We start from the raw sequence: 13,745 nt of genomic DNA, 5'->3' as shown, positions 1-13,745 counted from the left end.
TTGCCTCTCTCATCGGGTGCCGGGAGCGGTCGCCCCCGGCGGTCGTGCGGTCTATGCGGCGGTGACGACCACCGAGTGCCAGCCGGTCGCGCCGTCCGGGAAGGGCGTGGCCCGTTCCGCGGTCTGGGTGTCGCCCTCGGCGTCGGTGGCGCGGACCTCCAGCTTGTGGCGGCCGGGTCCGGCGTCCCATTCCCACAGCCATTGGCGCCACGTGTCGGGGCCGATGACGGGGGCGAGTTCGGCGTCGGCCCAGGGGCCTTCGTCGACGCGGACCTCGACGCGCTCGATGCCGCGGTGCTGGGCCCAGGCGACGCCTGCGACGGCGGTGCGCCCGGCGGCGATGGTCTTGAGGGGCTTGGGGGTGTCGATGCGGGAGAACGTCTTGATCGGAGCCTCGGCGGCCCAGTCGCGGCGGACCCAGTACGGGTCGAAGTCGGCGAACGAGGCGAGCTCGATCTCCACGAGCCACTTGGTGGCCGACACGTACCCGTACAGGCCGGGGACGACCATGCGCGCGGGGAAGCCGTGCTCGATCGGCAGCGGTTCGCCGTTCATGCCGATCGCGACGAGCGCGTCGCGGCCGTCAGTGCAGGCGCTGGTGGGGGTCCCGGCGGTCCAGCCGTCGTGCGAGCGCCCGACGACCTGGTCCGCGCCGGGCTGGACGCCGGCCTCCTCGAGCAGTTCGGACAGGGGGACGCCGAGCCAGCGGGCGTTCCCGGCGAGGGTGCCGCCGACCTCGTTGGAGACGCAGGAGATCGTCATCTCTCGTTCCACGAGGTCACGGTCGAGAAGGTCCCGGTAGCTCAGCTCCAGCGGCCGGTCGACGCGTCCGGTGACGCGCAGGAGGTAGTCGTCGGGCAGGACCCGCGGGAGCACCAGAGCGGTGTCGACGCGGTAGAACTCGGCGTTCGGCGTCAGGTAGGAGGTGAGGCCTTCGACGTCGAGGCCTTCGCCGGCCGGGCCGGCGTCGACCGGTTCCGGCAGCCGGACGGCGCCGCGGGCGGTCTCGACTTCCCCCGTACCGCCCAGGCGCCATCCGGCCGCTCCCATCACGCCCGCCCCCGCGAGGGCGAGCAGGACACCTCTCCGGTCGACGGCGCGTCCGGGCGCTCCGGCCGTCAGGGGGCGGCGGTAGAGCAGCCCCAGCGTGAGCGCGCCGGCGGCGGCGCCGACCAGAGAGGGCAGGGCCCAGGCGGCTGTGCCCGCGGGCCGGGAGAGGGCGGCAGCCGCTCCCGCCGCGCCGAGCAGCGCCAGGGCCGTGTAGCCGACCGCGATCCGGCGGCGTGCGAGGACGCCGACGAGGGCCGCGGCGGCGGCGAGTGCGAGTCCGATCCCGATGAATAGCACCAGCTTGTCGTGGACGCCGAAGGTGCGGATCGCGAACGCCTTCACGGGTTCGGGCACGGCGTCGACCATGACCGCGCCCACAGCGGCGACGGGTGCGCTGCCGGGGGCGACCGCCGCGGCGGCCAGCTGTGCCGCCGCGAGGGCGACGGCCGCGCAGGCGATGCCCGCGAGCGCTCCGATCGTTCTGCCGTTCATGCCCCGTATTCGGGGCCGGGCGGGCCCCGGATGGGTCCCGGAGCGAGAAATTTCGGATTAATACCGCAAACAGGGAGAAAACGCAGCGAGGGCCGGGATCCCCCGGACCCGGCCCCCGCCCTCCCCAGGCGCCTACGCGGGCAGTGCCACGTCGGCGACCATCGGCAGGGTCGGGTCCGTCGACCCGCCCGCCGGCTCTTCGGTGACGCCGATGACCTCGGTGTCGCCCAGTCCTTCGATCCACATCGTGGCCGAGGAGTCGCCCGGGTCCATGACGCCCGCGGACTCCTGGCCGGCCGCGTCGACCAGCCACACCTGGTACGAGTGGTCGTCGTCGACCGCGGCCAGGTCCGAGACCACCACGACCGCCTCGTCGAGCGACGCGGAGGCGACCACGGTGACGCGCCCGCCCCCCTCGGCCGCCTGGACGGCGACCTCGGCGTCCGGGGCCTCCAGGACCGCGGCGATCCGATCGGCCTCCGGCGTCTCGCCCGGCTGCATGACGTTCCAGGTCACGAAGACCCCCAGGAGCGCCGCGGCGGCGGCGAGCGCGGCGGCTCCGAACGCGAGGCGCAGGCGCGGCAGCCGCCACGGGCGCCGCACGCGGCGCGGCGCGGGCTCGGGCTCGCTCGCGGCCGGGGCCTCCTGGCGGGTGCGGCGCACCTCGGCGAGGACGCGTTCGCGCAGGGCCGCAGGCGGTTCGGCCAGGGTCACGTCGGAGAGCCGCCAGACGGCCTCGCGCAGCTCGGCGGCCTCCTGGGCGCACGAGGCGCACTCGGTCATGTGCGCTTCGACCAGGCGGCGCTCCTCGGGTTCGACCGCGTCGAGGGCCCACGCGCCGATGAGGGTGTGGACGTCGGTGCTCATCGGGCCACCTCCAGGCAGTCGCGCAGCTTCGCGAGGCCGTCGCGGATGCGGGTCTTGACGGTGGGGACGGCGGTCTCCAGCAGGGTCGCGACCTGCCGGTACGTGTGCCCGCCGTAGTAGGCGAGGGTGACCGCCTGCCGCTGGAGCTCGGTGAGGGTCGTGAGGCAGCGGCGCACCTGCCGGTGCTCCAGGCGGCTCGCGGCGGCCTCGGCGACGGCGTCGTACGCGGGCTCGGCGCCGCTCGCGGCGGCGCGGCGCTCCCGGTCGCCCGCGGCCTGCGCGGAGCGGACCCGGTCGACGGCGCGCCGGTGGGCGATGGTGGTGATCCAGGCCCCGGCCGATCCGCGCCGCGCGTCGAACCGGGTGGCGGTGCGCCACACCTCGACCAGGACCTCCTGCGCGACCTCCTCGGCCTGGGCCGGGTCGCGCAGGACGCGCACGCACAGGCCGTAGACGCGCGGGGCCATCAGGTCGTAGAGCGCCGCGAAGGCCTCGTCCTCGCCGAGTGCGGTGCGGTGGAGCAGCGCCTCGGGGCTCTCGGGCTCGCCCGGGACGGCGGTCAGGCGCGGCTCCTTCCGGGGCTCGGCCCCGGCGCCGGTGTCGAACATCCCTCACACTCCCACGTCGGCGCTACTGGTCGCAGGGAGTTCGGAGCCGGAGTGCGGCCGGATGGGTACGCGCCCCGGAAATCTCGCGCCGGTTCAGGGACGCGGCGGCTCCACCTCGACCTGCGCCTTGACGACGCCGACGGGGCAGGAGAGGCCGTTCGGGCCGTGGTTGCAGTAGCCGTTCGGGTTGTGGTGCAGGTACTGCTGGTGGTATTCCTCGGCGAGCCAGTACGGCCCGGCGGGGACGATCGCGGTCGTGATCGGGCCGAGCCCGGCGGCGCGCACGATCGGGTCGAACACCTCCTTGCTCGCCTCGGCGGCCGCGGCCTGCGCGGGGGTGGTGGTGAACAGGACCGACCGGTACTGGGTGCCCACGTCGTTGCCCTGGCGCATGCCCTGCGTCGGGTCGTGGTTCTCCCAGAAGACCTTGAGCAGCTGCTCGTAGGCGACCGCGCCGGGCTCCCAGACGACCTTGACGACCTCGGCGTGGCCGGTCAGGCCCGTGCAGACCTCCTCGTAGGAGGGCTTCTGGGTGTTCCCGCCCATGTAGCCCACGGAGGTCGTCCACACGCCGGGGACGCGCCAGAACAGGCGTTCGGCGCCCCAGAAGCAGCCCATGCCGAAGTAGGCGGTCTCGGCGCCGGGGCCGGGGGAGCCTTCGATGTCGTGGTGCAGGATCGGGTGCTCGGTGCTCATCAGGCAAGTCTGTCACGCGCGAATAACGATCGCCAGCCGTCGACGCGGCACGTTAGCTTATGCGCATGGCTTCATCTATCAACCACATCACCTTCGACGCCCGCGACGGCTACAGCCTCTCGCTGTTCTGGACGAAGGTCACCGGCTACACCGAGAACCCCGACGACCCCAACCTGCCCGAGCACACCGAGTGCTTCATCGGCCCCGCCGGCGGCGGCACGGGCCTATTGTTCATCAACGTCCCGGACGGCAAGGCCGTGAAGAACCGCCTCCACCTCGACCTCACCCCCGAGACGACCCGCGACGAGGAGGTCGAGCGGCTGCTCGGCCTCGGCGCATCCGTCTACGAGGACCACCGCAGGCCCGACGGCACCGGCTGGGTCACCATGCTCGACCCCGAGGGCAACGAGTTCTGCGTCGAACGCTCCAAAGCCGAACGCGCCCAGGCGTAGAAAGCGACGCCGCGGGCGCCCCGCCGATGGGGCGCCCGCGGCGCGAAGTCTGCACGGCGTCGGCCGTGGGTCCTGCCGAGGAGAGCGGGGTCCTTACTTCTCGGCCACGGCGTCGAGCTCGCCGTCGCCGTCGGCGTCCACCACGGCCGCGTCGTACTTGCCGTCGCCGTCGTGGTCGAGCAGCACGTGGTCGATCACGCCGTCGCCGTCGACGTCCACGGCCTTCATGTCCGCGGTGCCGTCGCCGTCGATGTCCACGTGGTACTCGACGGATCCGTCCTCGTTGCGGCGCACGCCGACCGTCTCGTCGACGCCGTCACCGGTGATGTCCATCTTGTGTACTTCGTCGAAGCCCATGAGGCGCCCCTTAACTGAAGTGGGAAAGTGTTGACTGCACGATAGCGTGCCTATCCATAGGCAGTGGTACTCGCGTCGGTTAGCGTAGGGACCATGCATGAGGCTCAGGGGTTCTCCACACGCGCCATCCACGCCGGGCAGGAGCCCGACCCGCTCACCGGCGCGGTCGTCCCGCCCATCTACGCCACCTCGACCTACAAGCAGGACGGCGTCGGGGGCCTGCGCGGCGGCTACGAGTACTCCCGGTCGGGCAACCCGACCCGCACCGCCCTCGAAGCCTGCCTCGCCTCCATCGAAGGCGGCACCCGCGGCTTCGCGTTCGCGTCCGGCCTCGCCGCCGAGGACACCATCCTCAGGGCCCTCCTCGCCCCCGGCGACCACGTCGTCATCCCCGACGACGCCTACGGCGGCACGTTCCGCCTCTTCGACAAGGTCGCCAAGCGCTGGGGCGTCGAGTACACCGCCGCGCCCATCGCCGACACCGCCGCAGTCGCCGCGGCCATGAACGAGCGCACCAAGATGGTGTGGATCGAGACGCCCACCAACCCGCTGCTCAACATCGCCGACATCGAGCAGCTCGCCGACCTCGCCCGCAAGGGCGGCGCACTCACCGTCGTCGACAACACCTTCGCCAGCCCCTACCTGCAGCAGCCGCTCGCGCTCGGCGCCGACCTCGTCGTGCACTCCACGACCAAGTACATCGGCGGCCACTCCGATGTCGTCGGCGGTGCGATCGTCGTACAGGACAGCGAGATCGCCGACGCCATCGCGTTCCACCACAACTCGATGGGCGGCGTCGCCGGACCGTTCGACGCGTTCCTCACCCTGCGCGGCATCAAGACCCTCGCGGTGCGCATGGACCGCCACTGCGACAACGCCGAAGCCGTCGCCGAGTTCCTCGCCGGGCACGCCAAGGTCGCCGAGGTCCGCTACCCGGGCCTCTCCACCCACCCCGGGCACGACGTGGCGGGCAAGCAGATGAAGCGCTACGGCGGCATGATCTCCTTCCGCCACAAGGACGGCGAGCAGGCCGCCGTCGACCTGTGCGCCCGGACCGAGGTGTTCACGCTCGGCGAATCGCTCGGCGGCGTCGAATCCCTCATCGAGCACCCCGGACGCATGACCCACGCCTCCGCCGCAGGCAGCGCCCTCGAGGTCCCCGCGGACCTCGTGCGCCTGTCCGTCGGCATCGAGGACGCCGACGACCTCCTGGCCGACCTGCGCCAGGCCCTGGGCTAGATCTCCCCCGCGAGAAAGAAGGACGTGCAGTGAGCTGGTCGGGAACCACCGCGCAGCAGATAGCCAAGGCGGTCCGGCGCGGCGACGCCGACGCCGCGATCGTCGTCGACCACCACCTCCGCCGCATCGAGGACCACCGGGAGGCCGAAGGCGCCCTCACCAGCGTCCGCAAGATCGAGTCGCTCGCCGAGGCCGCGGCCGTCGACGAGATCGACAACCGCGACTCCCTGCCCGCGGCGGGGGTCCCTGTCGCCGTGTGCGAGCAGCTCGCCGTCACCGGGCACGCGCCCCGGCTCGGCTCCAACGCCGCCGTCCTGCCGATCGCCGACACCGACCACCAAGCGGTGCAGCGCATCCGCGGTGCGGGCGCCGTCGTCGTCGCGTTCGGGCGCTCCTCCGAGCTCGGGCTCTGGCCCGCCACCGACGACGACGGGAACGTCCCGGCCAACCCCTGGCGGCCCGACCGCGGCGTCGGCGGGCCCAGCGGCGGCACCGCGATCGCCGTCGCCACCGGGGCCGCGCCCATCGGCATCGGCCTCGACGGGCCCGGCTCGGCGGGCGGCGTGCGCACCGCCGCCGCCGCGTGCGGCATCGTCGCCTACAGCCCCGAGCACGTCCCCGCCGACATCAACACGGACCCCGAGCACTGGCTCGGCGCCCACACCGGGGTCATGGCGACCACCGTCGAGGACGCCGCGCTCGCCTATGCGGCGCTCACCCACCGCCACCCGCGCTCCACCGGCGACCCCGGCCGCCTGCGGATCGCCGCGACCAACGTCGCGCCGCTCCCCGCGCGCGTCGACGACGACGCCACGAAGTGGCTGCTCAAGGCCGTGCGCTCCCTCACCGACCTCGGCCACGACACGTTCCGCGCGAAGCCCCGCTTCGGCGCCCGCCTCACCCCGGCCTCCTCGGGGGCCTGGACCTGCGCGGCGTACCTGCGCAGCCTCAAGTGCGGCCCCGACGGGCTGCAGCGGCGCACCAAGCGGCTCGTGTCCGTGGGCGAGAAGACGTACCTGCGCGGCCTCTTCGGCGGCGTCCTCGGCGACGGCAACCGCGTCCGCCGCCATCTCGAGGACTGGTTCGACCTCGAGGACTACGACCTGCTGATCACCCCGGGCCTGCCCGCCGCGCCCCCTGCGGCCAAAGAATGGTCCAAGGAGACCCTGCGCGCCAACGTGACCCACCTCGCCAGCGCCGCCGCGTTCACCGCCCCGTTCGGCCTCGCCGGGCTCCCGGCCCTGGTCGTCCCGGTCGGCATGCGCAGCGACGGCGCCCCCGCGACGGTCCAGCTCGTCGGCCCGCCCGGCTCCACCGGCCGCCTCTTCGACGTCGCGGCGCAGCTCATCGCGAAGCTCCGCCCGCGCCGCTACGCCCCCGGCCTCAGCTGGGACTGACGTATAGAAAGGGCGGGCTCCTTCGGGAGCCCGCCCTTTCGAGCACCCCGGACCACTCCGCCGACCCGATTGACCAGGCCCGCAAACCCCCAGCTCACCAACGTGACCGCCGTCTCCAGCCCCTCTTGGGGCCCGCCTCGCGACACCGTGTAAAGTAGTGCCGGTTCCAAGGTCTACGGCCTTGAGAACGCCAATCAAGGGGCTTTGGCGCAGTTGGTAGCGCGTTTCCATGGCATGGAAAAGGTCAGGGGTTCGAATCCCCTAAGCTCCACAAACGGATATACAGAACAAGAGGGCCCTTCGTTTTGAAGGGCTCTTTTTCTTGCCTTGCGGCGCTGTGCACGTGCCTTGCGGCGTATTGTCCGCCGAACGCGACGTCAGGTCCGATATCCCTCGAATCGAGGTGCCATGCTGCGAGTGCGCCGGCCGCGCGAGCTGAAAATGCTTGCTTACTCGGGCCGGACTGCCATCCTCCACCAGCCGAGATAGCTGACGTTGATCTCGTCGCTGCGGATCGGCAACTCGGTCTCAGTGACCTGCTCGCCGGTCGCGCGGTCGAACACGTGGTAGGTGACTGGGCTCGCGTCATCGGTGTAGTCCTGATGGAACGCATGGACTTTGGTTGAGCCGAGCGCCCACAGCGAGGTGCCGTCGCCGCCGACCTCGTTGCCGATGCCGGTGTCGAACAAGAGGCGGGTCTTGCCTGTGCTGACATCGGTGGTGAGGAACCTCCCGTCTGGGGCGACCCATTCGAACTGTTCTCCGGTCAGGGACATCGCGTCGAAGTGCCCGTAGTCTATGGCGTCTGCTTCGAGGGCCGGGGTGCTCGAATAGGACAGCGGGACCGTTGTGTGCTCGCCGGTGCGGGTGTTCCACGTGACGACGGTGCCGCGCTCGGTTCCGTCTGCGGCGACGTCGTCGGACAGGAACGTCATGATGCCGTCCTCGCAAGGAACCTGCCCGGTGACGCCGGATGAGAACGAGGCGCGCCATGCGATGACGGTCTCGGGGCTGTCGGTGCCGCGCGGGTACAGCTGGGCGAGCATCTGCGGATGCTGCGACGGGTCGGCTTCCGATCGCATTCCGGTGAGGGTCGCGGACTCGTCAAGGTGTGCGCCGGGGTCGGCGGCGAGGCCGTATACCGTCCCGTCGCAGTCGGCCCCGCCGAAGTAGTTGCCTTCAATGTCGTACACGTCGCCGTGTCCGTTGGCGGACACGGCGACCTGGTTGACGTAGCCGTTCTCGGTGTGGCCATCGTTGTAGACGCCGACGGCCGCGCCGTCCGCGAGGGGGATCAGGAAGTTCTGGGCGGCGGCCTTCGGAATCTCGACCCGATCCAGCCCTGCGTCCGTGAGGGTGTAATCGGCTTTGCCGTCTGCGAAGTGGAGCCTGTCCGGAGCCCACGCGAGCGTCGCAAGGTCCATGCCGCCGGTCTTCACAGTGCGGATGGAGCCGTCCGGATCGACGAGAACCACGTAGCCGGGCAGATCCGTCTCGCCCAAGACTGAGGTCATCTCGTTGCTCGCGGGCCCGACTGTGAAAGCGGCTACTGCTCCGCCGAGGCTGGCCGACTCGGCTGCCACCAGGGCGTTCTCGTACACGGTTTGCGAGCTGGAGCATCCGGCCAGGGTTGCGCTTGCGAGGGCGAGGACCGAAAGGGAGCCGACTACCGCGCGTCGCCGAGTTTCAACCACCACGATGCCGATCGTAATGGTTTCAATACGTACAGTTCGGCGCGGTAGTCGCGCGCATCAACGGAGCGTCTCGTACGTATCGGTCAGGCTCGAATCGCGGATGTCAGCCGGGAAGACCGTCGTGCCCCCGTCGCCGTCCAAGTCCACGTCCACCGACCGCTTGTAGGCTTTCCACACCAGCTCGGAACAGTTGAGCCAATCGACGCTGTCGTCCTTGTTGAACGCGAACTTGAGGTCGTAGCTCTTCCCCGTGAGCGAGGCGTCCGCGTAGTCCGCAGCCTCGCTCCGATTTCCGCCGCTTGTGTCCACGGACATCTTCGAGATGGTCGCGCAGTAGCGGCGCCCGGCGGCTTCGAACGTGTCGCTCTTCTTGTTCGGGCCAGGGGCCTCCGTGATGTAGTTCGTCGCCCGGTACAGGCCGGTATGGCCGTGCTCGACGCCTGCCAGCGACGACGTCGAGTGGAAGACGTCGCCCTTGTTGCGTGCTTCACCGATGGCGCGTTTCGAGCAGTCACCGCCCGTGCTGGATTCCCCGAGTGCCGCTTCGGCTTCCGACCGGGCTCGGGCGAGTGCATCGGCGTAGGTGACGCCGTTCGCGGACGCCCAGTCACGCGCGGCCTCCTCGAGTTCGGCTGCGCTTACCCCAGGGTTGAGCTCGACCAACCGCGCCAAGTCGTTGTCAACGCTTGCGAACCCGGGCGTGGCGAACAGGAGACCGATCCCCGCTCCGATCGCTACAGCTGCGGTCCGCCAGCGTCTTCCAGTCCCGTCCATGGACGCCATCCTTCATCGCCGGTCGATCGAGTGTCGACGTTCGGGCGTGATCGTAAGGACTGCTAACCCTCAAGGCGTGCCATTCCGTATTTTCCGAGGACTGATGACGGTTACCCTCATCAGCTTGCGGAGCGGAGCAGCCGCTTGACGCTCGAGAGGCTGATGCCGTGGCGGTCCGCGAGGGTTTGCTGGCGGGTCCCGGCTTCGCAGCGGTGGTTGAGCTGGGGTGTTGGGTTCAAGTAGGCCGTTGCAAGCTCCACCAGACGGAAATATTGAGCGTGAGCGGCCATCCATTCGATGGCCACTTGGTCTATGCCCGGGTTTGGTGTTCTGGGAGTCGGCGGGGGGTCGGGGCGCGAAGGCCGTTCTTACTGGCTCGCCGTGCCTCTTGCGAGGGCGATGTCGGTCATTCGCCGGGGGTGATGAGGCCGGTCTCGTAGGCGGTGATGACCGCTTGGGTGCGATCGCGGAGGCGGAGTTTGGCGAGGACGTTGGAGACGTGGGTCTTGACGGTGTGATCGCTGACGACGAGGGTGCGGGCGATCTCGGGGTTGGACAGTCCGCGTCCGAGCAGGGTCAGGGTCTCGCGTTCGCGGGCGGTGAGGGCGTCGAGGATCGCGGCATCGGTGCGGGGCCGGACTCGGCGGCGGGCGACGTCGTCGATGATGCGGCGGGTCACCGCCGGGGCGAGAAGGGCTTCGCCGGCGTGGACGACGCGGACGGCGTGGACGAGGTCGTCTCGGCGGACGTCCTTGAGGAGGAAGCCGCTTGCGCCCGCCCGGAGGGATTCGTAGACGTAGTCGTCCTGGTCGAAGGTCGTCAGGATGACCACTTTCGCGTCCGTCTCGGCGCAGATGCGCCGAGTCGCCTCGATGCCGTCCATGATGGGCATCTGGACGTCGAGCAGGGCGATGTCGGGCGTGTGCTCCCGCACTGCGGCGACTGCCGCCGCGCCGTCGGCGGCTTCGGCGACGACGGCCAGGTCGGGCTGGGCGTCGAGGATCATGGTGAACCCCGAGCGCACCAGCTCCTGGTCGTCGGCGATGACGATGCGGATGGTCATGTGCGGCTCCTGGGCAGGCGGACGGTGACGAGGAAGCCGCGGCCGCCGGGGCCGGGGCCGAAGTCCGCGGTGCCGCCGCAGGCGCGGGCGCGCTCGCGGATGCCGATGAGGCCGCGACCGGCGCTTTCGGTCGCGGGTCGTCCGGCGCCGTCGTCGGCCACGGTGATCACGAGTCGATTTGGCTCCCAGTCGAGGTTGACGGCGGCCTTGCTCGCGTCGGCGTGCTTGAGCACGTTCGTGAGGGATTCCTGGACGACTCGGTAGGCCGAGACCTCGGCGTCCGGCGTCAGCGGGACCGGGTCGCCGGTCTCGGTGAGCGTCACGTCCGTGCCGGTGCGGTCGGCTCCGGCGACGAGGTCGGCGATGCTCGCGATCGAGGGCGGAGCAGTGTCGGACCTGTCGCGGTCTTCCCACAGCCCCAAGAGGGTACGGACCTGCGACATCGCGCCGCGTCCGGATTCGGCGATCGCGTCGAAAGCAGCTTCGGCCCGGTCCGGGTCGGTGCGGACCACGACCGGGCCGGCTTCGGCCTGGACGACCATGAGGCTGATCGCGTGGCCGAGGATGTCGTGCATGTCGCGGGCGATCAGGGCACGCTCGGCGGCCGCGGCCTGCCGGGCCTCGGCCTCCTTCTCGGCGCGGAGCCGCTCGGCGAGGGCCTTCCGGTTCGCGGTGAGGCGACCGAGGATCCACGCTGTGGCCATGAGGATCAGTCCTCTGGCGACGGTCTCACCGGAAGGGGTCCGCAGGAGCACCCCGAGGAGCTGGACGGCGCCCGCCGCTCCGAGCAGGGCGGCGGACCAGGCCCGGGATCGCCTGGAGCCGTAGGCTGCCGCGGTGTAGGTCCCGACCAGGACCGCGTACGGGACCTCTTGCGGCGCGATGTCGGGATCGAACATCGTGTAGGCGAATTGGGCGGCCAGGACCGCGGCGAGGACCGTGAACGGGGCCTGTCGCCGCCACAGCAGCGGCGCGGCGAGCGCGAGCACCGGCAGGTATTGCGGGAGCGTCCAGCCCGCGGCGGGGTCGGCGACTCGGGTGGAGAGCAGGAACGGCGCGGTGTGGGCGGCCAGGACCGCCAGTGCGACGGCGGCGTCGATCGCCAAGGGCGGCAGGGTGGACCAGCGGAGTTCGATTCGCATCGTGCATCGTTCTCAGGTGAAGGAGGGCCCGGTCATGTTATAGACCGTGGCGACGCAGGCGAAGGCGACCGTGGCCAGAGTGAGGACTGTGTAGCCGATCCGGCCGGGACCGCGCCACCGGCGCCGCGTCCATGCCATGGCGGTGGCGGCGGTCATGACGACGGCGAACGGCACGCTCAGGGAAGTCGCGGTGAGCATGACCGCCAGCGGGGCCGAGGCGGTGGCGACGGCGACCTGGAACGTCGCGGGGACGGCCGCGAGTGCGATGAGCAGCACGACCGCTGTGGTGATCGAGGCACAGGCCGTCCAGCCGATCCAGGCTGCGGCCCTTGCCGTTCGGGTCCGCTCAGCGCCACGGCGTCGCGCGATGAGCGCCGCGATCGGCAGTGCGAACAGGCCCGCCAGTGCGGTGACGACGGCGAATCCCAGGAGTGCCAGGTGGAGGTAGGGGTGGTCGAGCGGGCGGGTCGGTTCGAGGACTTCGGTCGCGCCGCTGACAGCGATCGTGCCGTCGGGGTCGAAGACGAGCTGGTCCCAGGTGCCGGGCCGCTGGAAGCGGCCGGGGGCCACTTGGACCCATTCGATGCCGTCCTCCCAGATGCCGTCGGTGACGATCCCGCCGTCTTCGACGGCGCGCACCCGGATCGGGGTTTCGAAGAGGGACTTGAGTTTGTAGAGGCTGTTCTCGCTGGTGCGGCTGGAGTGGTACCAACCCTCATAGGTGTCGGATTCGGCGTCGGGCACGGGCTCTGCAGCGGGCGCCGCCATCGCGGGGAGGAGGGCTTCGATCAAACGGTCGAGGAGCGCGTTGCCGTCGATGCCGGAGCCGCTGTAGCCGTCGCCGTTGGCGATGACGTGGAGCCCGATGCCGTGTTCGGGGAGCAGGAACATGGTGGAGTGGAAGCCGGGGAAGTCGCCGCCTTTGAACCAGGCGTCGTGGCCGCCGATGACGAGCTGCTCCCACTGGAATCCCATGCCGGGCAGGGCGTCGTCCTCGGTGTGTTGGCGCTGGAGCATCTGTTCCGCGACCCCGGGGCCGATGCGGGAGTCGTGTGCGAGGGAGGCGATCATGTAGCGGGCCATGTCCGCTGAGGTCGCGACCGGTCCGGCCCCGGCGGCCGGGAAGTCCGCCCAGGCGAGGTCTGCGGGTTCGTTCCGGCCCGAGTCGAGGGCGTATCCGGTTGCGAGTCCGGCGGTGATCGGCTCGGGGTAGGGGAGCGCGACCGTGGTGCCGTCCATGCCGAGCGGGGCGAGGACGTTCGCGGCGACGTATTCCTCGTACGGGACACCGGAGACGGTCTCGACCAGGTACCCGGCCAGGGCCACGCCGTAGTTCGAGTAGGTGACCGAGACTCCGGGGGTCCGCACCCGCTCGGGCTGGACCTCGGCGATCCGCTCACCGAAGTCGGGGATATCGGCGGGATCGGTGCCGCCGCTGCCGACCAGGAAGTCGTCGTCGAAGCCTGCCGTGTGGGTCAGCAAGTGCCGCAGGGTGACCGGGTGTCCGGGGAAGGCGTCCTCGATCTGGAAGTCGTCGAGGTAGGTGTTGACGTCGGCGTCGAGGTCGAGTTCGCCCGCTGCGACCAGTTGCAGCGCCGCCTGCGCGGTGAACAGCTTCGCCTGCGAGCCGATCAGGAAACCGGTCCGCTCAGGATCGACAGGGGTGCGCGAATCGAGATCGGCGACCCCGAAACCCTCGGAGTAGACCGTCTCGCCGTTCGCGACGAAGCTGACGGCCGCTCCCGGAATGTTCTCGGCGGCGAGTGCGTCGGCGATATACGGATCCACGATCGCAGCCACATCGGTGCCTTGCACTGCGGCTTCGGAGGCGGGATCGGCGGCGGCCGGCACCGGGAGCAGTGCGCCGAGCGCGGCTGCGGCGAGGGCTGGGACGACTGTTCTCTTCAACAACGC

The 13,745-nt window shown here is 70.8% G+C and carries 14 protein-coding genes and 1 tRNA gene; 4 read left to right on the top strand and 11 right to left on the bottom strand.

Annotation, left to right across the window (positions count from 1 at the left end; all coding sequences use genetic code 11):
- Window positions 1-51: 51 nt before the first annotated feature.
- The 4 genes from ACGGCP_RS01245 to msrA all read right to left on the bottom strand — a co-directional run bounded on the left by ACGGCP_RS01245 (window position 52) and on the right by msrA (window position 3,713).
- Window positions 52-1,542, bottom strand: coding sequence for a molybdopterin-dependent oxidoreductase (locus tag ACGGCP_RS01245; RefSeq protein WP_392959368.1), 1,491 nt, complete (start codon window positions 1,540-1,542; stop codon window positions 52-54).
- A gap of 132 nt (window positions 1,543-1,674) precedes the next feature.
- Window positions 1,675-2,409 carry an anti-sigma factor domain-containing protein gene (locus tag ACGGCP_RS01240; RefSeq protein ID WP_392959366.1) on the bottom strand — a complete coding sequence of 245 codons (735 nt, stop codon included), beginning with the start codon at window positions 2,407-2,409 and terminating at the stop codon, window positions 1,675-1,677.
- Window positions 2,406-3,017: an ECF RNA polymerase sigma factor SigK gene (sigK, locus tag ACGGCP_RS01235; RefSeq protein ID WP_392959363.1), complete on the bottom strand. Its 612-nt coding sequence runs from the start codon at window positions 3,015-3,017 to the stop codon at window positions 2,406-2,408. Before sigK ends, ACGGCP_RS01240 begins: the two co-directional genes overlap by 4 nt.
- 93 nt (window positions 3,018-3,110) lie before the next feature.
- Window positions 3,111-3,713, bottom strand: coding sequence for a peptide-methionine (S)-S-oxide reductase MsrA (gene msrA / locus ACGGCP_RS01230; RefSeq protein ID WP_392959360.1), 603 nt, complete (start codon window positions 3,711-3,713; stop codon window positions 3,111-3,113).
- Between the two features lie 65 nt (window positions 3,714-3,778).
- Here msrA and ACGGCP_RS01225 point away from each other — a divergent pair, with 65 nt between their 5' ends.
- Complete coding sequence (locus ACGGCP_RS01225) at window positions 3,779-4,165, top strand: VOC family protein (RefSeq protein ID WP_392959357.1); 387 nt, start codon at window positions 3,779-3,781, stop codon at window positions 4,163-4,165.
- 93 nt (window positions 4,166-4,258) lie between these two features.
- On the opposite strand, the gene ACGGCP_RS01220 is transcribed toward ACGGCP_RS01225, so the two are convergent.
- Entirely contained in the window at window positions 4,259-4,522 is a 264-nt protein-coding gene (locus ACGGCP_RS01220; RefSeq protein ID WP_208497153.1) for a hypothetical protein, read from the bottom strand.
- 93 nt (window positions 4,523-4,615) lie between these two features.
- Here ACGGCP_RS01220 and ACGGCP_RS01215 point away from each other — a divergent pair, with 93 nt between their 5' ends.
- The 3 genes from ACGGCP_RS01215 to ACGGCP_RS01205 all read left to right on the top strand — a co-directional run bounded on the left by ACGGCP_RS01215 (window position 4,616) and on the right by ACGGCP_RS01205 (window position 7,429).
- On the top strand, window positions 4,616-5,761 hold the full coding sequence (locus ACGGCP_RS01215; protein WP_392959354.1) for a cystathionine gamma-synthase: 1,146 nt from the start codon (window positions 4,616-4,618) through the stop codon (window positions 5,759-5,761).
- Window positions 5,762-5,790: 29 nt separating this feature from the next.
- Window positions 5,791-7,158 carry an amidase gene (locus tag ACGGCP_RS01210; RefSeq protein WP_392959350.1) on the top strand — a complete coding sequence of 456 codons (1,368 nt, stop codon included), beginning with the start codon at window positions 5,791-5,793 and terminating at the stop codon, window positions 7,156-7,158.
- Between the two features lie 198 nt (window positions 7,159-7,356).
- Window positions 7,357-7,429, top strand: a tRNA-Ala gene (locus ACGGCP_RS01205).
- A 178-nt stretch (window positions 7,430-7,607) separates the two neighbouring features.
- Here the strand turns inward: ACGGCP_RS01205 and ACGGCP_RS01200 are convergent.
- The 6 genes from ACGGCP_RS01200 to ACGGCP_RS01175 all read right to left on the bottom strand — a co-directional run bounded on the left by ACGGCP_RS01200 (window position 7,608) and on the right by ACGGCP_RS01175 (window position 13,742).
- Window positions 7,608-8,672, bottom strand: a complete 1,065-nt coding sequence (locus ACGGCP_RS01200; protein ID WP_392959347.1) for a hypothetical protein — start codon at window positions 8,670-8,672, stop codon at window positions 7,608-7,610.
- Window positions 8,673-8,909: 237 nt separating this feature from the next.
- Complete coding sequence (locus ACGGCP_RS01195; protein ID WP_392959344.1) at window positions 8,910-9,626, bottom strand: hypothetical protein; 717 nt, start codon at window positions 9,624-9,626, stop codon at window positions 8,910-8,912.
- 119 nt (window positions 9,627-9,745) lie between these two features.
- Window positions 9,746-9,886 (bottom strand): hypothetical protein, encoded by a 141-nt coding sequence (locus ACGGCP_RS01190; protein WP_392959341.1) that lies wholly within the window; start codon window positions 9,884-9,886, stop codon window positions 9,746-9,748.
- Window positions 9,887-10,032: 146 nt separating this feature from the next.
- A complete protein-coding gene (locus ACGGCP_RS01185) occupies window positions 10,033-10,689 on the bottom strand; it encodes a response regulator (protein ID WP_392959339.1) in 657 nt (218 codons plus the stop codon).
- A complete protein-coding gene (locus ACGGCP_RS01180) occupies window positions 10,686-11,831 on the bottom strand; it encodes a sensor histidine kinase (protein WP_392959337.1) in 1,146 nt (381 codons plus the stop codon). The genes ACGGCP_RS01185 and ACGGCP_RS01180 overlap by 4 nt, the downstream gene beginning before the upstream one ends.
- A 12-nt stretch (window positions 11,832-11,843) precedes the next feature.
- The gene (locus ACGGCP_RS01175; protein WP_392959335.1) at window positions 11,844-13,742 is read right to left on the bottom strand and encodes a serine hydrolase; all 1,899 of its coding nucleotides are present in this window, start codon (window positions 13,740-13,742) and stop codon (window positions 11,844-11,846) included.
- Window positions 13,743-13,745 lie beyond the last annotated feature (3 nt).

Origin of the sequence: Glycomyces sp. NPDC048151 (assembly GCF_043202775.1) — a bacterium.
Lineage (GTDB): Bacteria > Actinomycetota > Actinomycetes > Mycobacteriales > Micromonosporaceae > Glycomyces.
This window is presented reverse-complemented; position numbering and strand designations above follow the sequence as displayed.

Bases quoted from the DNA above. Each gene is read 5' to 3' on its own strand.
- ACGGCP_RS01245 (WP_392959368.1), bottom strand. From the start codon at position 1,542: ATGAACGGCAGAACGATCGGAGCGCTCGCGGGCATCGCCTGCGCGGCC.
- ACGGCP_RS01240 (WP_392959366.1), bottom strand. From the start codon at position 2,409: ATGAGCACCGACGTCCACACCCTCATCGGCGCGTGGGCCCTCGACGCG.
- sigK (WP_392959363.1), bottom strand. From the start codon at position 3,017: ATGTTCGACACCGGCGCCGGGGCCGAGCCCCGGAAGGAGCCGCGCCTG.
- msrA (WP_392959360.1), bottom strand. From the start codon at position 3,713: ATGAGCACCGAGCACCCGATCCTGCACCACGACATCGAAGGCTCCCCC.
- ACGGCP_RS01225 (WP_392959357.1), top strand. From the start codon at position 3,779: ATGGCTTCATCTATCAACCACATCACCTTCGACGCCCGCGACGGCTAC.
- ACGGCP_RS01220 (WP_208497153.1), bottom strand. From the start codon at position 4,522: ATGGGCTTCGACGAAGTACACAAGATGGACATCACCGGTGACGGCGTC.
- ACGGCP_RS01215 (WP_392959354.1), top strand. From the start codon at position 4,616: ATGCATGAGGCTCAGGGGTTCTCCACACGCGCCATCCACGCCGGGCAG.
- ACGGCP_RS01200 (WP_392959347.1), bottom strand. From the start codon at position 8,672: ATGACCTCAGTCTTGGGCGAGACGGATCTGCCCGGCTACGTGGTTCTC.
- ACGGCP_RS01195 (WP_392959344.1), bottom strand. From the start codon at position 9,626: ATGGACGGGACTGGAAGACGCTGGCGGACCGCAGCTGTAGCGATCGGA.
- ACGGCP_RS01185 (WP_392959339.1), bottom strand. From the start codon at position 10,689: ATGACCATCCGCATCGTCATCGCCGACGACCAGGAGCTGGTGCGCTCG.
- ACGGCP_RS01180 (WP_392959337.1), bottom strand. From the start codon at position 11,831: ATGCGAATCGAACTCCGCTGGTCCACCCTGCCGCCCTTGGCGATCGAC.